The following is a 19072-nucleotide window of genomic DNA, read 5'->3' on the forward strand; positions in this document are numbered from 1 at the left end:
GTGAAACCGTGCATAGGATGATCTTTCTGGAGTTCTTCGAATACGGGGAGAATATCTTCCGGAAGAACGTCCTTCGAGCCGAGACCTGCACGACCGCCGATAATATCTACATCAAGACCTACCGTCTTAGCAAAGTTTACAATATCAAGGTACAAGGGTTCGCCCATAGCACCCGGTTCTTTCGTACGGTCGATAACGGCAATTTTCTTAACCGTCTTAGGCAATACAGCCTGTAAATGTTTCGCAGAGAACGGACGATAGAGATGAACGTTAATAACGCCGACTTTTTCGCCTTTGCCGTTCAAGTAGTTAACTGCCTGATATACAACGTCGGACAAGGAACCCATAGATACGATAACGCGTTCAGCATCTTCTGCACCGTAGTAATTAAACGGTTTGTATGTACGACCCGTAATTTCGGAAATCTTAGCCATATAATCAGCTACGATATCCGGCATTGCGTCATAGAACTTGTTGTTTGCTTCACAATGCTGGAAGTAAATATCCGGGTTTTCGGCAGTACCGCGAATTTCCGGATTATCCGGATTGAGTGCACGTTGACGGAAACGTTTCAAAGCGTCCTGATCAACAAGATCACGGAGTTTGTCAAATTCCATAACTTCAACTTTTTGAATTTCATGAGACGTGCGGAAACCGTCAAAGAAGTTAATGAACGGCAAGGAACCCTTCAAAGCTGCCAAGTGAGCAACACCGGAAAGGTCCATAACTTCCTGAACATTGGATTCCGCCAAAAGACAGCAACCTGTCGCACGAGCGGACATAACGTCCTGATGGTCACCGAAAATGCTGAGTGCGTGATTAGCCAAGGCACGAGCAGCAACATGGAATACGCCCGGTAACAATTCGCCGGCAACTTTATACATGGTCGGAATCATCAAGAGGAACCCTTGAGAAGCCGTATAGGTGGTGGTCAATGCACCGGCCTGTAAAGAGCCGTGGTATGCACCTGCCGCACCGGCTTCGGACTGCATTTCAACAACTTTTACAGGGTTACCGAAAATATTTTTCAGTCCCTGTGCCTGCCAATCATCAACATGTTCCGCCATCGGCGAAGACGGAGTAATCGGGTAAATAGCAGCTACTTCCGTAAATGCATAGGATATCCAACCTGCTGCTTCATTACCGTCCATGGTTTTGAACTTACTCATTAAACAACACGCTCCTTTAACTATTGAATAAAAACCAATATATAATTGAATATATTGAAATCAAAGTTAAAAACCCACCAGTCCAGTCCACTCATATGTACGTGTAAATTACACATTATATACATATACGTCGCAGCAATACTTTTTTTGTATAAAGCCCGCGAAGGTGCTGAATTCCGCCAAAAAAATATTGCCATCAGACAGATCATGTAATATACTGAATAATAATACTACATATGGACGTGCCCGGAAGTGGCAATATTCATGCGGTTTTCGACCAGTACATGAACGTTTTTTCTAACTTTTTTCACGTTCATTATATGCTTTGCAAATTTGAAATTCAATAGCTCGACCTTGCTGTTTTCACTATTAAAAAGTGCAAATTTGTAAACGTATACTTGATTAGTATCCTATAACTCCAGGAGGTGTTGAGATGGATTTTCATCATTTGAAATATTTCACAGAAGTCGCCGATAAAAAATCCTTCAGCAAGGCAGCACGGACTTTACATATTTCTCAATCGGCCATCAGCCGCACTATTAAGGCATTGGAAGATGAATTAGGCGTAGTCCTTTTCATGCGTAATGCCAAGGCTGTCGAGCTGACCGATGCGGGTGCAATCTTCCTGACACATGCCAAACGGGTTGTTTTTATGTTTGAGCATTTGAAAACGGATTTCGAAAACGAATTCAAATTGGAACAAGGAACAGTGCTTATAGGTCTGCCTCCTATTACGGGTGCCCCCGTCTTCGCCAACCTATTGGGTGCTTTTAAACAGGAATATCCGCAAATCGAACTTGACTTATATGAACACGGTTCTAAAAAGGTCGGCATCAGCGTGCAGGAAGGCTTAATCGATCTCGGTATCGTTTGTACGCAACCGAAGGAAAAAGATTTTGAATCGTTTTTCCTTGACCAGGACCCCATGAATGTTATCATTCACCGGGATAATCCGCTCAGCAAGGAAAAAACTATTCCTTTAAAAAAGTTAGCTAATGAATCACTCGTTCTCTATCGCGACGATTTTAACTTACATGATGAAATTATTACGAACTGTAAGAAAATCGGCTTTCAGCCGAAAATCGTTTTTGAAACGAGTCAACGCGATCTTATGATTCAAACAGTTGTCGCCAATTTAGGCATTGCCCTTTTACCCAGTCGCCTCTGCCCCACTAAAGAGTCGGCACCGCGAGTCTACGAATCCGTTGTCGTTCGTCCCTTGGTTGAGCCCAAAATACTTCATGTGTTATACGTTATTTGGAAACGCGGTCATTATCTGTCTCATGCGGCTCAATTATGGCTTGATTTTGTACGAAACAGAACGCGTATTTCATCCAATGTATAGTAATAAACTTGCAGATAAGACGTCGGAACTGAAATATTTTATAAAAACGTTCCCCCGCCGGGACGGTAAGCACGACGCACTTCTTCGACGCTTTACCTTAGCAGCCGTTATCCTCATTCTTTTTGAAGCTGCTTATATTCTCTTCCTGCAATGGCAGATTATGGAACTGACTATTACCGTCAGAACACAAGAAACACGTATAGCACAGACGGAACGGGACTACGATAAGCATAACCACATGCTTTATACTCTTAATGAAACGATTACATCGATTCAACGCCAATGGTCATCTCTGAACTTCAGGGTTTTGGAAAATACGTGGAAACTCGACGGTACGACAACACCTCAGAATTCATTACATGTACGGCAAGGTCAATAATGTTCATATGTAAGAGAACGGAATCTCCGCTTCCGTTCTCTTTTTTTGTAAGCAAAGAGGACCATACAGCATTAAGCTGTATGGTCCTCTTTGCTTATTAATTATTCCTCTTCTTCAGCCGATGCTTTTTCAAACTCGGCAATGACGGCATCAAATTCAGCTTCCGTAGGAGATACGAAGATTTCCTCTCCGTCTTCTTCTTCGATCCGAGCCAGAATGGGATCCGCCTCTTCACGAAGTTCTCCTTCTTCCGTAACGGGTACGAGAAGAATGAAGGTTTTCCCTTCATATTCCACAGAATCGGCTTCGGCAAAGAATTCTTCCGTTCCGTCTTCACTCGTAATGGTGATCAACTCGAATTCGTCCATTAATTCTTCAGACATGTTATCCTCCTTGAGCATCTAAATAATTCTGCAATATGAATACGGCTGCAATCGTATCGACAACGGCCTTACGCTTTTCTCTGCGCACGCCGGCCTCCATCAACTGCCGCTGCGCCATAACCGTCGTTAATCGTTCATCCCACCAAACGATTTCCGTTTGCGGTACCGTCTTCTTCAATTCTTCTACAAACTGCTCGATTTTTTCCGTATTCGCACTCTTATCACCGTTCATGTGAGAAGGCTTTCCGACAACAATGCGATGCACCTCTTTTTCCTTGCATATATCCGCAAGAGCCAGACAATCTTTGCGTCGCGATTGACGTTTCAGTGTGCCTACGGCCTGAGCTGTCAGCAACAGTGCGTCACTGCAAGCCACTCCGATTGTTTTAGAGCCTACATCCAGTCCTAAAATTCGCATAATTTAAAGATTCCGATGTTTGACATACGAACTTAACAATTCTTCCACTAATTCATCCCGTTCCAGACGGCGAATATTGCTGCGAGCATTGTTATGACTCGTAATGTATGTCGGATCTCCGGAAAGAAGGTATCCTGCCATTTGACTGATGGGATTATACCCCTTTTCCTTTAATGAATTATATACATCTTCTAAAATCATGGAAGCAACACTTTGGTCATCTTTGCTGCTTACAATCATCGTTTTATCGTTTACTGCCATCTTGCCCACTCTCCCTTCGAGTAGCTTTTGCGGTTCTATTTACCTGCACCTTGTACCGCCTCTTTACCGGCCTTCAGTGCTTCTTCCAGTTTTTGCGGGTCTTTGCCGCCGGCCTGTGCCATGTCGGGACGTCCGCCGCCTCCGCCGCCGGCTGCTATGGCCGCCGCTTTTACAATGTTCCCGGCATGATAGCCTTGTTTGGTAAGTTCCTTGGCAACCTTGCATACAAAGCTGACCTTATCACCCTGTACGGCACCTAAAAGAACAATTCCGCCAACCTTATCCATGACCATATCGGCCATATCTCTTAAGCCTTCTGCCGAATCGACAGTGACGGAAGCCGCTGTAACGGATACTCCGTGAATTTCTTCTTTAGCCGCCAAGATATCATCAAGCGATGAGGTAGCCAACTTATGACTGAGTTGAGCCACTTCCCTTTCCGCTTCTTTAAGAGCTGTCAATAATTGTTCAATCTTAGCGGGAATATCCTCTTCTTTGCTCTTTAACAAAGTCGCAGCTTCCTGCAACAATATGGCATCGGCTACAGCCCGTTCATGAGCCGCCTTACCCGTAACGGCTTCGATACGACGAATACCCGTACCCGTTCCGGATTCTCCCACAATACGGAAGGACCCGATAACGGACGTATTGGGAACGTGCGATCCGCCGCAGAGTTCACAGCTGAATCCGGGGACGTTGACAACACGAACGATATCCCCGTACTTTTCACCGAAAAGTGCCATAGCTCCTTTTTTTATAGCGTCATCAACGGGCATTTCTTCAATTTCCAAATCTACGTTCTTCATAATCTGACGGTTAACTTCTTTTTCTACTTCCGCCAACTCTTCATTTGTCATAGGTGAAAAATGGGTGAAGTCGAAACGCAACCGTTCGGGAGTTACCAAAGAACCGGCCTGGTTGACGTGTGTGCCGAGAACCTTACGCAACGCCGCCTGTAACAAATGAGTTGCCGTATGATTACGAGCAATATCCAGATTGCGAACCTTGTCGACCGTAATACCGACTTCATCGCCCTTAGCCAGGCTGCCTTCCGTTACAATAGCAATCATATAGGTTAAGCCGTTCGCCAAAGACTTCGTATCCGTTACTTCCGCCTTTCCGGAAGGACCCGTAATACACCCTGTATCCCCTATTTGGCCGCCGCCTTCTGCATGGAAGGGTGTTTTATCGAGAATAATCGTTATAGCCGTATCTTTTTCAGCCCGTTCAACAGCAGCTCCGTCGATACCGATAAGTACGACTCGTGCGTTAACGGCATTTTCATCTTTAACCAATGCGGACTGATCGAGACCTGTCGTATCCGGCGTGGCTACCTTGGCGGACACCTTGGCCCGTGCCGCTCTGGCCCGTTCCTGTTGTGCCTTCATCGCCTTGTCGAAACCATCATGATCAATGGTCATTCCGTGTTCCTGAACAATTTCTTCCGTAAGTTCGACAGGAAAACCGAAAGTATCGTAAAGTTTGAATACCTTCTCGCCTGCCAAGACACCCGTCCCGTCGGCATCTTCAATCATGGCGTTTAGAAGTTCCAAACCTTGTGCCAAGGTCGCACTGAATTGAGCTTCTTCCGTTGCAATAACGGTCTTAATCAGCTCTTTACGTTCCGCCAATTCAGGATATGCTTCCTTATACATGTCAATAACAATATCGACTAAATCCGCCAGGAAGGCTTCTTCAATGCCGAGGACACGGCCGAAGCGAACGGCACGACGTAAAATACGGCGAAGTACGTAACCGCGACCTTCGTTTGACGGCAAAATACCGTCACCGATCATCATCGTAACGGCACGAATATGGTCGCCGATAACCTTGACGGCAATCTTTTGTTCCTTATTATTGTAATCACCGCGACACACATCGATGACCCTTTGCATAATAGGGAACAGCAAGTCCGTTTCGAAGTTCGATTCTTTCTGCTGAATGACCGATGCCAATCGTTCCAACCCGGCACCCGTATCAATGTTTTTCTTTTCCAACGGTTCATACGATCCGTCTTTTGTCTTATTAAACTGTGTGAAAACGAGATTCCAAATTTCCAAATAACGGTCGCAATCACAGCCGACATTGCAAGTAGGTTTACCGCATCCCCGTTCAGGGCCGAGATCGTAGAAAATTTCCGAGTCGGGTCCGCAAGGGCCTTCACCGATTTCCCAGAAATTATCTTCCAGTTTAAAAATTCGTTCATCCGCCAAACCGACGATATTATGCCAAATATCATAAGCTTCTTCATCTTCGGGATAAACGGTAACATACAGTTTATTCGTATCAAGCTCAAGAACTTCAGTCAAAAACTCCCACGCCCAGGTAATAGCTTCCTTCTTGAAATAATCACCGAAGGAAAAATTGCCGAGCATTTCAAAAAAAGTATGATGGCGTGCCGTACGACCGACATTATCGATGTCACCCGTACGAATACACTTCTGGCTGGTTGTCACGCGATAAGAGGGAGGTACCAACTTACCGGTAAAATAGGGCTTGAGCGGAGCCATACCGGCACCAATAAGAAGTAAACTCGGGTCGTTTTCCGGCACGAGGGAAAAACTGTGTAATTTTAAATGTTTTTTGCTTTCAAAAAAATCCAAGTATGCCTTACGAATTTCATTACCCGTCATGTACTTCATTTGCAGTAACACTCCTTGTATTCCGGTCAAAAGCCGGTCTTATAATATATATTCTATTGTCACCGGCTGTCGACCGACTCTTAGCGCTTAACGCGTTTTGCACCGATATACCGCGATCCCCAATATTCACTGTCCAAGCTGTCTATGTGAATCCCGCTGCTCGTAGTAGCACTGATAAATTGATTATTTCCTACATATATTCCCGTATGAGAAACTCCCGGTTCATATGTAGAGAAAAACACGAGATCACCCGGAATCAGATTTCCTTTGGAAACACTGGCCCCGATTAAATATTGTTCATCCGCCATACGCGGCAAAGAAACACCGCTGTGAGCAAATACATATTTTGTAAATCCCGAGCAGTCAAAACCGCTGGGCGTATTTCCTCCGAATACATACGGAACCCCTAAATATTTATAGGCCTGGCTGACCACATTATTGCCGAAAGCATTGTGCTTAACATCACCTTTGCCGGCCTTACCCGTGCCGTAGTCATGAATCGTTACGGGTTTTGCCGCCATCTTCTTAGGTGCCGCTTTTTTGGGGGCTGCTGCCTGAGGCATAGCCTTGCCCGTCAAAGTCTTAAAGGTTTTAGCATCAACAGAACCGCTGATAGTCAGGCCTTTGTCAGCCTGAAAGCGTTCAACGGCACGACGGGTGTCATTACCGAAAATACCGTCCATGCCTATTTTATAGCCCCGTTTCACGAGATTTTGCTGTATTAATAATACATCGGAACCTTGCGAGCCTACGGAATAAGCCCCCACCGATAAAGTACATGTTGCCATAAGTGCAACGGCAACAACCGTTTTGGAAAATAATCTCCGCATAAAAACTCCTCTCCGCCTCCGAGGTTAACTGACGGGTTAGGCTTGAAGGCAGCCCGCCGCTTCGCGGCTTCACCCCAAAAACTTGGTTCCCCCGTACTCCATATGAATCGAGATTCGGCACTCCATTTTTACTGTGAAATTCTGTCGTCCTTATGACGACCCAACTCGGTTTTTATCCAATACAAAGGTCGATTCTTTACTTCTTCAAAAATTCGTCCTATATACTCACCGATAATTCCCAGAAAGATAAGTTGCAAACCGCCGATAAGACACACGACAATCATGGTCGTTGTCCACCCCGGTGTAACTTGGTCCGTCAATTTACTGTATAACACATGAAGAATCATAAGCAAACTTAACAGGCCGCTGAAAATCCCGGCATAAAATGATATGCGCAAAGGCGTTTTCGAATACGCCATAATGCCGTCTAAGGCAAAACTGAACATTTTATGAAGAGAAAACTTCGACTTCCCCGCATACCGTTTTGGCGCCACAAACTCGACAACGGTTTGCTTGTATCCGATATCGCCGATCATACCTCTAATGAAACGATCATGCTCACGGAATTGCTTAAATGTTTCCGCAACCCGTCTGTCTATGAGACGAAAATCGGAGCCGCCCGGTCGAATATACACGGGTGATAATGCGTTTATCAACGTATAGTACAGGCCGGACGAAACTTTCTTGAAAATCCCCGCATCGTCTGTTGCCAAGCGCACAGTCTGGACAATGTCAAACCCTTCATTCCACTTTTGAATCAAATCGGGTAACATCGACGGCGGATGCTGCAAATCTCCGTCCATAGTAATAACGGCGTCGCCCGAAGCATGGTCCATGCCGCATGTAATAGCCAGCTGATGACCGAAATTTCGTGCCAAAATCAAGGCACGCACATGCAAGTCCTGCTGTGTCAACCGACTGAGAACAAGAGGGGTAGCATCGGTCGATCCGTCGTCTACAAAAATAATTTCATAGTCGTATGGAAGGTCCGACATATACTTCGTCACTTCTTCATAGAACTTTTCGATATTCAAATGTTCATTATAAACGGGAGTTACGACGGATATAACCGTCTTTCCCTGCATACCCGAAAAGGTCATCCTTAATTATACCATTCACCGGAAAATACTGTCAAAACCGATACTTATGCCACCCGATGAATCTATAAGCATAATATCGGATTTTATTATTATATCATTTTGCCCCGTTCATTTCCAGTTTTCCCGCCTTGCCTATACAGACTGAAAAGAATATGATAAATTCAGTCAAAATACTACGGAGGTGCCTTTTATGTTACGTTCTTTATTATATTTTCTAATTGCCGGTATTTGTGAAATAGGCGGCGGTTATTTAGTTTGGATTTCATTGCGTGAACAACGTGGTATATTCTATTTTATTGCCGGTGCGGCCGTCCTCGTTTTATACGGTATTGTTCCCACTTTCCAACCCGCTTCATTTGAAAAAGTCTACGCCGCTTACGGCGGTGTCTTTATCGTCTTATCTCTTTTATGGGGTCTTTGGGTAGACGGGCATATTCCCGATCGATTCGATTGTCTGGGAGCTTTATTGTGCCTCATCGGTGTCTGGTTTATTATGTACGCGCCTCGTCAGTAAAAAAAAGGGGAAAAGAAAATCTTTTCCCCTTTTTTTAACTTTCAGTGTATGAGTCGAGTCATTTCCGCAGAAGCCGGTAGATGCGTAAATAAACGCCACGGCTTTTGTCCAGCCAACACATCCTTGTCGTAATGTCCTGTCGCTACTGAAATCGTTTTAGCCCCTATGGCCTTACCGCATTGAATGTCGTAAATCGTATCGCCGATGACATATATAGCTTCAATATCCTCACCCCACTCACGTCGGGCAATATCATAGGCATGTCGTGCCAAATCGTCGCGCACGTAAAACTCTTCGGCAAACCCGGAGTGTTCAAAATCAAAATACCTATCCAACCCGAAAACTTCCAATTTCAGCTTGGCTCCGTATCGACTGTTACCGGTCATCAGTAACTGAACGACCTGCGGATCTCGATGAAAATAATCCAGGTTTTCCTTTACATTCTTCAAAACACGGCTGCTTTCCCTTGTTTTTTTCAACCAAGTAAGCAAACTTTGTTCATATTCACGACAAAAGGCAAAGACTTCCTCATCTGTCGGCATGACACCTCGTGCCTGATACAAAAGTTGCTGACAAATATAGTTGTCCGTCCGACCGCCGGCGGAAATCTGCGGAATAGCGGTATTGTCACCCATAAGTCGATGAAATACATCGTAAATAGCGTGCATACCGGCCATGCCTGTATTAATCATCGTTCCGTCTATATCCCAATATAAGAGTTTCACACGTACCTCCGCTTGCGAAAAAAGACGGCAGCTTCCGATGAAGCTGCCGTCTTCGATAATTATCGAACCGAAACGATGTCTTTCGTATCGCGGGCAATCATAATTTCTTCATTTGTCGGAATTACGTACAAAGCACAAGTGGAATCATCCGTACTGATGCACGTATCTTTACCGCGTACATTGTTACGTTCTTCATCAAGAACGGCACCCAAGTATTCAAGTCCATTGCAAATAGCGGCACGGTCTTCAATACCGTTTTCGCCGACACCTGCCGTAAAGGTAATAACATCAACACCGCCCATAGCTGCCGCCAAAGCACCGATTAACTTACGTACCTGATAATGGAACATATCTAAGGCAAGCTGAGCACGTTTATTACCTGCCGCAGCCGCTTCCCCTAAATCACGGAAATCGCTGGAAACGCCGGAAATACCGAGAACCCCGGACTTTTTATTCATAATCGTATCCATTTCCTTCGTCGTGAAACCATGCTTGTCCATGAGCGTAACTACGATAGCCGGGTCAATATCACCGCAACGCGTACCCATAAGCATGCCTGCCAAAGGAGTAAAGCCCATCGTCGTATCAACACATTTACCGTTTTGGATAGCCGCCAAGGAAGAACCGTTGCCCAAGTGGCAGTTGATAATGCGCAAATCTTCTTTTTTCTTACCCATTACTTCAGCAATTCTATCGGCTACATAGCGATGGCTCGTGCCGTGGAAGCCGTAACGACGAATTCCGTCGTTTTCATAGTATTCATAAGGCAAGCCGTACATATAAGCTTTTGCCGGCATCGTTTGATGGAAAGAAGTATCAAAGACGGCAACTTGCGGTACATTCGGCATAATAGCTTCGCAAGCTTTAATCCCTACAATGTTGGGAGGATTGTGAAGCGGTGCAAAAGCGGAGCACTTTTCAAGGGCTTTCATAACTTCGTCCGTAATTAAAGTGGAAGCCGCGAATTCTTCACCGCCGTGAACGACACGATGACCCACAGCATCGATTTCGTCCATGGACTTAATAACGCCCACTTCGGGATCCGTCAAAATATCGAGAACTAATTTAACGGCAACTTTGTGGTCGGGAATAGGTTGAACAACTTCTTTTTTCTGATCGCCCCACTTATGTGTCAATTGAGCATCGGGAAGGGTAATCTTTTCAACAAGCCCCTTTGCCATTACTTCTTCATTATCCATGTTCACCAATTGATATTTCAAAGATGAACTGCCGCAGTTTACAACTAATACGATCATGAATGTACCTTCTTTCATTAATATTGGTTACCGAAGCGTTTAAAAATATAGTCCGTCACTTCTTTAGCCGTTTCATCATCTTGGCGATACGTGTAGCGAACGGTCCAGATATAGCCCTCATGTTCGAACACGAGTATCTGTTCGACAACGGCCACCTGCTGTCCTTTAGCCGTAAGCGTATAGTCAACCGTGCAAATTTTTCCTTTACTGCCTTCTACGACAGCGGCCTTCGTTTCCTTACCTGTAATCGTAATTTCCGAATGGCCTGAAAGTTCTGCTATGGCATTATCCGCCGCCTTGTCAAGCGTTAGACCCGTAGCGGGATCATACGTAACAACTACACTGACATGTGCATCTTGATTCCCGTATACAGTCCGATCCGTTCCCTTAATAGTCTCCGAAACGAGATCAAAGGGAGTAAACAACATGAGTTGTGTATTTCCTGCACGCAAAGTAGCATTCCCGAAGCTATATTCTTCAGCAATACTCGTTTTGCCGCACCCGGAAAGAGACAACACGGATGCCGTTAAAAGAACCGTACTTATGAACTTCAGCGACTTCATCATATCACCTACAAGCTTTCTAACAGACTGGAGTCATTATATCACATTCTTTGTACCTATACTATGGTTTTACCCGAATCCGTTATAGATAAGTCCCTTAACAGCCGCCTTTTGCAACTAATTCGGAGAAACTGTAGTCAGAACCGGGTAACTGCCTATATAATACTTAATATAAGGAGAAAGATTATGAACCAAATAGGTATTATTGCAGAATTCAATCCCCTCCACACGGGTCATGCTCATCTCATCCGCACGGTACGAGAACGTTACGGAAAAGAGGCCGTCATTACAGTCATTATGAGCGGCTCTTTCGTCCAACGGGGCGAACCGGCTTTTTTCGATAAGTTCGACCGTACGACCTTCGCCTTATCATGCGGTTGTGATCTCGTCTTCGAATTACCGGTCCTTTACGCCCTGTCATACGCTTCGACCTTTGCCGCCGGTGCCGCTCGACTGGCTGCTTCCGTAGGAGTATCGACCCTCGTCTGCGGCAGTGAACAGGGTAGCGGCCCCTTGTATGAAGAATTGGCCCGACGAGCCGAATCACAGTTTGTGCAGACAAACCTGAAAGAAGCAATGAATCGCCGTATTTCGTACGGACAAGCCTTATTGACAGCGTTACAAGCCGACGATGCCTCGTCAGGCCCGCTCCTTGCAACACCCAACGGAATGTTGGCCTTTTCTTATGCCGCAGCCATAAAAAAATATTCTCTACCTGAAAAGCTGGAAGTCGTCTACAGAGACACGACCCGTACCGACATATATACTTCGGCTTCACAGCTGCGTAAGATCTGCTCCGAAAGAAAGAATGCCGAAGACTGCCTGCCTTTTATTCCGCCTTCGTGCCGACCCCTCTTTTCCGATCTCATAAAAAACGGCAAATATATAAATTACGAACGCTATGCCGATGCCGTCTTGTTACAGGGACGATTGCTGACGGAAAGTGACTTACAATCTCTGGCCGCTTTTACGGAAGGCTTGGAAAATCGTTGGCATAAAGTTATGAAGAATGCGATTTCTCTGACTGAGAGCTTAAAAGCGATCAAGACTAAACGCTACATGTACAGCAGACTCCGTCGAATGGCTGCTTATACTCTCTTGGGTATCAAAAAAGAAGCGGCGGCCGCCTATTTATACGAAGCACCGCCTTACGCCCGTCTGCTGGGAGCTTCCTGTCGAGGGCGAGAAGTGTTGAATAACCACCGAAAATCCGGACACATCCCCGTCATTACAAAATTTGCCGACGCCGATTTTGAGGCTCCCTATAAGGAATTACTCAGGATCGATGCCAAAGCGACAGATATTCAACATTTTCTTTTTCACAATCCCGCAACACGAAACGGGTTAGCCGACTGGAAAATACCTCCCGTCATGACTTAATAACAAAGAGACTCGACATGTCGTCGAGTCTCTTTTCCTATAAGTTTTATTTTATAAAAAGTTAGCCGATTCTTTACGCAATACGTCCTGCCGCAGTTCGGACAGCTTCGCACTGCGCTGTACGCGCATTTCTTCAGGATTGATAAGACGTAAGTACTCAGGCCAGAGTGTTTCGATTTCCCGTTCCGCATAGTCGCAAATTTCCGCTAATGTCGGCTTTTTATAAATCAATTTCCCGTTACGGAATATAGGTTCAAGCATAGTCCGAACCGTAAAGGCCCCGGCGGGAACGGTGCGATACCGCCAAGGCATGCTGTCGGCCACAAGGTGAAAGGCTGAATCCGTACTGATTGTTTCGCCCTCCAGAGCAATAATATCCGCCTTCATCTTGCCCGTATCTTTATCATACAGGCGAAATACGTTCTTGCGGCCCGGGTTGGAAATTTTTTCCGCATTGTCACTCAGCTTGATTTTCGGCACGAAGGTATCTCCTTCATACTGGCCGACAAGTTTGAAAACACCGCCCATGGACGGACTGTCTTTGGATGTGATCAAATTTGTACCTACACCCCAGGAATTAATCAGGCTTCCCTGTAATTTCAAACCGCTAATCAAGTTTTCATCCAAATCGTTGGACGCTGAAATAATAGCATCGTCAAATCCCGCAGCGGCAAACATTTTCCCCGCTTCTTTGGACAAGTAAGCCAAGTCGCCGCTATCCAAACGAATGCCGTATCGGGCCGGCAACTTCCCGGCATCACGCAATTCCTTAAAAACCGTAATGGCATCGGGAACGCCTTGTTTCAGTGTATTGTATGTATCGGCAAGAAGGATGAGGTTGTCATCGTATTGACGAGCATAAGCCCGGAAAGCATCCAATTCCGTAGGAAAGCTCATAATCCAACTGTGAGCCATGGTCCCGAAAACGGGTATACCGAAACAGGCTCCGGCATACACATTACTAGTCCCGTTGAATCCGCCGATAACAGCCGCTCTGGCTCCATATACACCGGCAGATTTTCCTTGGGCCCGACGCAAACCGAATTCCATGAGTACATCATTTCCCGCCACGGTTCTTACTCGTCTTGCCTTTGTAGCAATCAGACTTTCATGATTCATAATCATGGACATGCACGTTTCCAATAGCAAGGCCTCGGCCTTTTTAGTTTCCACCCTTAAGAGGACTTCCTGCGGAAAGGCTACCGTTCCTTCAGGCATGGCATATATATCACCGGTAAAGCGAATATCTTTTAAATAATCAAGAAACTCGGGTTTAAATATTCCCGTACCGGCAAGATAAGACAGGTCATCTTCGTTAAAATGAAGATTTTCAACATAGTCAATCAAGTGTTCCAACCCGGCTACTACCGTATACCCGCCCGAAAAGGGATTCTTGCGATAGTACCGATCAAAAACACAGCGCTGTTCATGCTTGCCTTCAAAATATAAGCCTTGCATCATAGTAAGCTGATATAAGTCCGTTAAAAGCACATCTGTATACATGTTGCCGCCTCCATGTTATGCATTTTTTATATTATACTCCAATTGAATAGTAAGTAAAAATAAAATTTCCGGTCATCTTATATATTATAAATATCACTTGACATGAGGCGATGTTTATAATTCATCATGGCATATATTTTTTTTACAAAGAAATGGTATAATACGGCTTAAGCCTTTATCCTTATAATATTTTATTCTTATCCCGGAAGGAGGGTATTTCTCTGAAATATAGATTACTGCTTTTAACAACAGCCCTCTTTTGGGGCTTTGCTTTAGTAGCACAACGAGTCAGCACGGAACTTATCGGTCCCTTTGCCTTTAACGGGTTGCGTTTTTGGCTCGGCGGTCTGGCCATTGTTCCTGCCTATTGTTTGCTTAAAACGCGTATACGTTCCATCCCAAAATCGGAAAAGCCGCCCTACACATTGCTCACGGCAACCTTAACTCTGGGATTCTTACTATTCACGGGAGCCGCGCTTCAACAAATCGGGATTATTTATACAACGGCCGGCAAGGCGGGATTTATCACGTCTTTATACATAGTATTTGTACCTGTCGTCAGCCTTTTATTTTATAATCCCCTAAGGCTTTCCCACCTGTTCGGTTGTGTTGTGGCTCTCATAGGTGTATATTTTCTCTCCTTCCACGGAGGGTTCGATGACGCCAATATAGGCGATATTTTAACCTTGGCAAGTGTTCTTTTCTGGACTCTGCACATCGTATCCGTGTCTCGCTTCGTCCGCTATTATGACGGCGTAAAGTTGGCCATAGGGCAATTTTTCTTCTGCGGTCTCTTTAACTTCTTGGCCATGTATCCGGCCGGCGAATCGTTAACGGTTTCCATTTTTCTAAACGCCTTACTTCCCGTTTTATACTGCGCCATTTTTTCAACGGGAATCGCCTTTACCTTCCAAATTCTGGGACAAAAAGGAGTGCCGCCTACGGAAGCCTCTCTTATTTGTAGTCTGGAGATGGTCTTCGGACTCATTGCCGGCTGTCTCTTCTTGGGTGAAACTCTGACATCATCGGAAATTCTCGGTGCCGTACTCATGTCTGTCGGTATTGTATCGGCTCAACTGTCAAGTCGTGTTATTTATTCAAGAAAGGCTTAGCGTAAATATTTCATCGTTCCTCGTCAACTTGACAGGGTCCGACTGCCTTTAGTATACTGGTACAGTATTAACACGGTCGGTTAGCTCAGTTGGTTAGAGTATCTCGTTGACATCGAGGGGGTCGATGGTTCGAATCCATTACCGACCACCATAATAAAAACATCCGTCGACTCATCGTCGGATGTTTTTTCTTTTCTACGGAGGTTGTATGCCCACACCTGTCATGTCTTCAGTCCGAGGCGAGTCTTACGCCGAGTATGTCATTAAAAAGTCCAAATTCATTGCCAGAGCCGTTCATATAACAACGGAAGAAGAGGCTCAAGCCTATTTACGAGACGGTAAAAAACAATACTGGGATGCCCGTCATAACTGCTACGCCTACCAGCTGGGGATGAATTTCGAAAAGCAAAAATCCTCTGATGACGGTGAGCCGTCGGGAACTGCCGGAAAGCCTATATTGGAAGTATTAAAAAATAAGGGCCTCACCAATACGCTTGTTGTTGTTACCCGTTATTTCGGTGGGATTAAATTGGGGACCGGCGGCCTTATTCGAGCTTACGGCACAGCTGCCGTTGCAGCCCTTGACAATGCGATTATTGAAGACTATATCGATTGTCGCATCTTATATTTACAAACCGATTATTCCTTTTTATCCGCAACAGAGCGACTGCTCCCGGACTTCGAAGCTGTTATTACGAAGCGCGACTTTGCGGACTTTGTAGGTCTGACTGTTGAAGTTCCGGAAGATAAGGCCGATGAATACCTCCTTGCCTTACGTGACAAAACAAACGGTACTCTTACGGTTAGGGAAAAAGATAAAAAAATCGTACCTCATATTCGGCCTGAATAAGAGGTACGATTTTTATTTTCTTACGGCATAATAACGGCCAAAACATCGCCTGTTTTTACGTTATCGCCTACGGCTACACGAACTTCCGTCAGCGTGCCGTCTTGCGGTGCAGGAATATCATTCTGCATCTTCATAGCTTCCAACACGAGGATCACGGAACCGCGTGTTACCGAGCCGTTTTCCTGCTTAATAGCTGAAATTTTTCCGGGCATGGGCGCCTTAACAACGACAGCCGAGTCGGGAATAGGTCCCTTGGGTGCTGCTTGGGTCGCAGCCGAGGCTGCCGATGCCGGTGCCGGAGTCGGCGCCGGGGATGTCGCCGCTACGGGAGCCGGTGCGGGGGTCACGGGAGCGGCCGGTGCGGCCGTACCCAATTCTTCTACATCTACTTCGTACGATTTTCCGTTTACAGTTACCTTAAATTTTTTCATTCTATCCTCCACGGTCTGATTATTCTCTTATCTCATGCCTGCCAAGCGACCGGCCATAACCCATTTGGTATGTCGCCGCTTATGGCGATGTACCTTGCGAACAGCCAGAGGCACATAGCCGCATGCAACTACGGCAGCCGCAATAACGGCTACGGTTTCTTCATCAATGCCGTCTTCCACTATAGGTCCTGACAAGCTCTTTTCACTCTCACTCACTTTTTCATGATTTGTTTTTACAATAGCTAAAGGCCGTTCATTTTCAGCTTTAACCAAGGCTTTTTCATTGGTTTTAGTCTCGGGTTCCGTATGTATGGCAGGTTCTATATCGGGAACGGACTCTTCCTCAACCTTCTTCTCTTTTAGAGCCTCCAATTGAGCTTCCAGTCTTCTAATATGTCTCTGATTTGAAATAATGCAAACCAAAGCAATGACAAGAACAATATTAGTTATAGCAGGGCTGAACAGATTCCATATATCCATCAAGACTCCTCCTTACAAGGGAATATTGCCGTGCTTTTTCGCCGGCCGTTCTTCCCGCTTGCTGTATAACATAGCAAGGGCATCGATAACGCGAGGTCGTGTTTCCTTAGGCTCGATAATACAATCCACATAACCGTGTTCCGCCGCCTTGTAAGGAGTGGCAAATTCTTCCACATAAGCCTGTTTTTTGGCTTCCTTATCTTCGTCTCGTTTAAAAATAATATTGGCTGCTCCGTCAGGACCCATAACCGCAATTTCCGCCGACGGCCAGGCAAAGACCATATCGGCTCCCAACTGACGGCAACACATAGCAATGTATGCTCCGCCGTAAGCCTTGCGTACGACGACCGTAACTTTCGGTACCGTCGCTTCACAATACGCATAAAGCATCTTCGCGCCGTGACGAATAATACCGCCGAATTCCTGAGTTGTTCCCGGCAAAAAGCCGGGTACGTCCACAAAAGTAACCAAGGGAATGTTAAAGCTGTCACACATGCGAATAAAGCGAGCCGCTTTATCCGATGCGTTGATATCGAGACAACCGGCTAAAAACTTCGGCTGGTTAGCAATAATACCGACAGTTTGTCCGTCATAGCGGGCAAAGCAGGTGATGATATTTTGTGCATAATTTTTGAGAACTTCGTATACATCACCGTCATCGACTGTCGATTTGATAACATCGAGCATATCATAAGGCATATTACTGTTATCAGGAACAATGCTGTTAAGTCCTTCATCCGTACGATTCGGATCGTCACTTGTTTCCGTCATCGGCGGCTCTTCCATATTATTGCTCGGCAAATATGAAAGTAGCCGTTTAATTTGTGCTATACAATCATCTTCCGTTTCACAGGCAAAATGTGCTACACCCGAAACGGTATGGTGCGTAACGGCACCCCCCAACTCTTCGGCCGTTACTTCTTCAGCCGTTACGGACTTAATAACTGCCGGACCGGTAATGAACATATTGCTCGTATTCTTGACCATAAAGATAAAATCCGTTAAAGCCGGACTGTATACGGCACCGCCGGCACAAGGTCCCATAATGACGGATATTTGAGGAATGACCCCCGATGCGGACGTATTATTCATGAAAATCCGTCCGAACCCGGCCAGCGCATCAACGCCTTCTTGAATTCTGGCACCTCCGGAGTCATTAATACCGATACAAGGAGCTCCCATTTTTAGAGCCATTTCCTGTACCTGACATATTTTATGAGCGTGCATTTCACCCAAGGATCCGCCTTCGACCGTAAAATCTTCGGCATAAGCGTATACGAGTCGTCCGTCTACCGTACCGTATCCGGTTACAACCCCGTCACCGGGTATTTCCTTTTCCTGCATATTAAAGTTGGTACTGCGATGACGAATAAATTGGCTTATTTCCGTAAAGCTGCCGGCATCAAATAATTTATTCAAGCGTTCACGAGCCGTTTGTTTTCCCTTCTCATGCTGCTTATCGATTTTATCTTGACCGCCGCCCATTTCGATTTTAGCAAGTTTCTCATGAAAGCGATCGATTTTTTCCTGAACCGTAGCCATCTCTTACCTCCGTTACCATTCTTTACAAGTAATACTTGTTATTACTGCTATTTATTATAGTATATTTCGACTTATCGAAAAAGGGTTACGCTCTCTAAAAGTCGTAACCCTTTCCTGTTATTCTCCGTCCATATCGTCAGGGAATTCCCCGTTGTGATATACATCCTGTACATCATCCAAATCGTCAAA

General features: G+C 45.4%; 19 protein-coding genes, 1 tRNA gene, 1 pseudogene and 1 riboswitch. Of the genes and pseudogenes, 7 read left to right on the forward strand and 14 right to left on the reverse strand.

Going from position 1 to position 19072, the window contains the following annotated elements; genetic code table 11:
• Nucleotides 1-1169, reverse strand: a pseudogene (locus PGX78_RS01740) (pyruvate:ferredoxin (flavodoxin) oxidoreductase); the annotation flags it as partial.
• Nucleotides 1170-1602: 433 nt separating this feature from the next.
• Here PGX78_RS01740 and PGX78_RS01745 point away from each other — a divergent pair.
• Nucleotides 1603-2514, forward strand: a complete 912-nt coding sequence (locus PGX78_RS01745; RefSeq protein ID WP_006942832.1) for a LysR substrate-binding domain-containing protein — start codon at nt 1603-1605, stop codon at nt 2512-2514.
• On the forward strand, nt 2507-2893 hold the full coding sequence (locus PGX78_RS01750) for a hypothetical protein (RefSeq protein WP_270445131.1): 387 nt from the start codon (nt 2507-2509) through the stop codon (nt 2891-2893). Before PGX78_RS01745 ends, PGX78_RS01750 begins: the two co-directional genes overlap by 8 nt.
• 101 nt (nt 2894-2994) lie before the next feature.
• Here PGX78_RS01750 and PGX78_RS01755 read toward each other — a convergent pair whose 3' ends face one another.
• The 6 genes from PGX78_RS01755 to PGX78_RS01780 all read right to left on the reverse strand — a co-directional run bounded on the left by PGX78_RS01755 (nt 2995) and on the right by PGX78_RS01780 (nt 8512).
• Nucleotides 2995-3276: a DUF1292 domain-containing protein gene (locus tag PGX78_RS01755; protein WP_040774125.1), complete on the reverse strand. Its 282-nt coding sequence runs from the start codon at nt 3274-3276 to the stop codon at nt 2995-2997.
• Between the two features lies 1 nt (nt 3277).
• Nucleotides 3278-3694 carry a Holliday junction resolvase RuvX gene (gene ruvX, locus PGX78_RS01760; RefSeq protein ID WP_270445132.1) on the reverse strand — a complete coding sequence of 139 codons (417 nt, stop codon included), beginning with the start codon at nt 3692-3694 and terminating at the stop codon, nt 3278-3280.
• Nucleotides 3695-3697: 3 nt separating this feature from the next.
• A complete protein-coding gene (locus PGX78_RS01765) occupies nt 3698-3955 on the reverse strand; it encodes an IreB family regulatory phosphoprotein (protein WP_270445133.1) in 258 nt (85 codons plus the stop codon).
• 35 nt (nt 3956-3990) lie between these two features.
• Complete coding sequence (gene alaS, locus PGX78_RS01770; RefSeq protein WP_270445144.1) at nt 3991-6588, reverse strand: alanine--tRNA ligase; 2598 nt, start codon at nt 6586-6588, stop codon at nt 3991-3993.
• Nucleotides 6589-6677: 89 nt separating this feature from the next.
• On the reverse strand, nt 6678-7427 hold the full coding sequence (locus tag PGX78_RS01775) for a C40 family peptidase (RefSeq protein ID WP_270445134.1): 750 nt from the start codon (nt 7425-7427) through the stop codon (nt 6678-6680).
• A riboswitch (cyclic di-AMP (ydaO/yuaA leader) is annotated at nt 7426-7557 on the reverse strand. It overlaps the preceding gene by 2 nt.
• A complete protein-coding gene (locus PGX78_RS01780; RefSeq protein WP_232216658.1) occupies nt 7556-8512 on the reverse strand; it encodes a glycosyltransferase family 2 protein in 957 nt (318 codons plus the stop codon). Its footprint overlaps the riboswitch before it by 2 nt.
• Nucleotides 8513-8717: 205 nt before the next feature.
• On the opposite strand from PGX78_RS01780, the gene PGX78_RS01785 reads away from it, so the two are divergent.
• Complete coding sequence (locus tag PGX78_RS01785; protein ID WP_006942840.1) at nt 8718-9041, forward strand: YnfA family protein; 324 nt, start codon at nt 8718-8720, stop codon at nt 9039-9041.
• A 41-nt stretch (nt 9042-9082) separates the two neighbouring features.
• Here PGX78_RS01785 and PGX78_RS01790 read toward each other — a convergent pair whose 3' ends face one another.
• The 3 genes from PGX78_RS01790 to PGX78_RS01800 are packed head-to-tail and all read right to left on the reverse strand — an operon-like array spanning nt 9083 to nt 11588.
• Nucleotides 9083-9766, reverse strand: coding sequence for an HAD family hydrolase (locus tag PGX78_RS01790; RefSeq protein ID WP_270445135.1), 684 nt, complete (start codon nt 9764-9766; stop codon nt 9083-9085).
• Between the two features lie 59 nt (nt 9767-9825).
• A complete protein-coding gene (locus PGX78_RS01795; RefSeq protein ID WP_270445136.1) occupies nt 9826-11022 on the reverse strand; it encodes an acetate/propionate family kinase in 1197 nt (398 codons plus the stop codon).
• 17 nt (nt 11023-11039) lie between these two features.
• Entirely contained in the window at nt 11040-11588 is a 549-nt protein-coding gene (locus tag PGX78_RS01800) for a hypothetical protein (protein WP_270445137.1), read from the reverse strand.
• A 183-nt stretch (nt 11589-11771) separates the two neighbouring features.
• Here PGX78_RS01800 and PGX78_RS01805 point away from each other — a divergent pair, with 183 nt between their 5' ends.
• Complete coding sequence (locus tag PGX78_RS01805) at nt 11772-12965, forward strand: tRNA(Met) cytidine acetate ligase (RefSeq protein ID WP_270445138.1); 1194 nt, start codon at nt 11772-11774, stop codon at nt 12963-12965.
• 51 nt (nt 12966-13016) lie between these two features.
• Here PGX78_RS01805 and PGX78_RS01810 read toward each other — a convergent pair whose 3' ends face one another.
• On the reverse strand, nt 13017-14468 hold the full coding sequence (locus PGX78_RS01810) for a nicotinate phosphoribosyltransferase (protein ID WP_270445139.1): 1452 nt from the start codon (nt 14466-14468) through the stop codon (nt 13017-13019).
• A gap of 236 nt (nt 14469-14704) precedes the next feature.
• Here PGX78_RS01810 and PGX78_RS01815 point away from each other — a divergent pair, with 236 nt between their 5' ends.
• The 3 genes from PGX78_RS01815 to PGX78_RS01825 all read left to right on the forward strand — a co-directional run bounded on the left by PGX78_RS01815 (nt 14705) and on the right by PGX78_RS01825 (nt 16430).
• Nucleotides 14705-15580 (forward strand): DMT family transporter, encoded by an 876-nt coding sequence (locus tag PGX78_RS01815; RefSeq protein WP_270445145.1) that lies wholly within the window; start codon nt 14705-14707, stop codon nt 15578-15580.
• A gap of 74 nt (nt 15581-15654) precedes the next feature.
• Nucleotides 15655-15731: transfer RNA gene (locus PGX78_RS01820), tRNA-Val, on the forward strand.
• 57 nt (nt 15732-15788) lie between these two features.
• On the forward strand, nt 15789-16430 hold the full coding sequence (locus tag PGX78_RS01825) for a YigZ family protein (protein WP_270445140.1): 642 nt from the start codon (nt 15789-15791) through the stop codon (nt 16428-16430).
• A gap of 20 nt (nt 16431-16450) precedes the next feature.
• Here PGX78_RS01825 and PGX78_RS01830 read toward each other — a convergent pair whose 3' ends face one another.
• Genes PGX78_RS01830 through mmdA form a run of 3 tightly spaced genes read right to left on the reverse strand, consistent with a single transcriptional unit; the run spans nt 16451 to nt 18883 of the window.
• On the reverse strand, nt 16451-16861 hold the full coding sequence (locus PGX78_RS01830; protein WP_270445141.1) for a biotin/lipoyl-containing protein: 411 nt from the start codon (nt 16859-16861) through the stop codon (nt 16451-16453).
• A 27-nt stretch (nt 16862-16888) separates the two neighbouring features.
• Nucleotides 16889-17341, reverse strand: coding sequence for a hypothetical protein (locus PGX78_RS01835; RefSeq protein ID WP_270445142.1), 453 nt, complete (start codon nt 17339-17341; stop codon nt 16889-16891).
• 12 nt (nt 17342-17353) lie between these two features.
• Complete coding sequence (gene mmdA / locus PGX78_RS01840; protein ID WP_270445143.1) at nt 17354-18883, reverse strand: methylmalonyl-CoA decarboxylase subunit alpha; 1530 nt, start codon at nt 18881-18883, stop codon at nt 17354-17356.
• Nucleotides 18884-19072: the final 189 nt, after the last annotated feature.

This window comes from Megasphaera sp. AF13-6AC, assembly GCF_027685385.1.
Taxonomy (GTDB): domain Bacteria; phylum Bacillota; class Negativicutes; order Veillonellales; family Megasphaeraceae; genus Megasphaera; species Megasphaera micronuciformis.

Bases quoted from the DNA above. Each gene is read 5' to 3' on its own strand.
- PGX78_RS01745 (WP_006942832.1), top strand. From the start codon at position 1,603: ATGGATTTTCATCATTTGAAATATTTCACAGAAGTCGCCGATAAAAAA.
- PGX78_RS01750 (WP_270445131.1), top strand. From the start codon at position 2,507: ATGTATAGTAATAAACTTGCAGATAAGACGTCGGAACTGAAATATTTT.
- PGX78_RS01755 (WP_040774125.1), bottom strand. From the start codon at position 3,276: ATGTCTGAAGAATTAATGGACGAATTCGAGTTGATCACCATTACGAGT.
- ruvX (WP_270445132.1), bottom strand. From the start codon at position 3,694: ATGCGAATTTTAGGACTGGATGTAGGCTCTAAAACAATCGGAGTGGCT.
- PGX78_RS01765 (WP_270445133.1), bottom strand. From the start codon at position 3,955: ATGGCAGTAAACGATAAAACGATGATTGTAAGCAGCAAAGATGACCAA.
- alaS (WP_270445144.1), bottom strand. From the start codon at position 6,588: ATGACGGGTAATGAAATTCGTAAGGCATACTTGGATTTTTTTGAAAGC.
- PGX78_RS01775 (WP_270445134.1), bottom strand. From the start codon at position 7,427: ATGCGGAGATTATTTTCCAAAACGGTTGTTGCCGTTGCACTTATGGCA.
- PGX78_RS01780 (WP_232216658.1), bottom strand. From the start codon at position 8,512: ATGCAGGGAAAGACGGTTATATCCGTCGTAACTCCCGTTTATAATGAA.
- PGX78_RS01785 (WP_006942840.1), top strand. From the start codon at position 8,718: ATGTTACGTTCTTTATTATATTTTCTAATTGCCGGTATTTGTGAAATA.
- PGX78_RS01795 (WP_270445136.1), bottom strand. From the start codon at position 11,022: ATGATCGTATTAGTTGTAAACTGCGGCAGTTCATCTTTGAAATATCAA.
- PGX78_RS01800 (WP_270445137.1), bottom strand. From the start codon at position 11,588: ATGATGAAGTCGCTGAAGTTCATAAGTACGGTTCTTTTAACGGCATCC.
- PGX78_RS01805 (WP_270445138.1), top strand. From the start codon at position 11,772: ATGAACCAAATAGGTATTATTGCAGAATTCAATCCCCTCCACACGGGT.
- PGX78_RS01810 (WP_270445139.1), bottom strand. From the start codon at position 14,468: ATGTATACAGATGTGCTTTTAACGGACTTATATCAGCTTACTATGATG.
- PGX78_RS01825 (WP_270445140.1), top strand. From the start codon at position 15,789: ATGCCCACACCTGTCATGTCTTCAGTCCGAGGCGAGTCTTACGCCGAG.
- PGX78_RS01830 (WP_270445141.1), bottom strand. From the start codon at position 16,861: ATGAAAAAATTTAAGGTAACTGTAAACGGAAAATCGTACGAAGTAGAT.
- PGX78_RS01835 (WP_270445142.1), bottom strand. From the start codon at position 17,341: ATGGATATATGGAATCTGTTCAGCCCTGCTATAACTAATATTGTTCTT.
- mmdA (WP_270445143.1), bottom strand. From the start codon at position 18,883: ATGGCTACGGTTCAGGAAAAAATCGATCGCTTTCATGAGAAACTTGCT.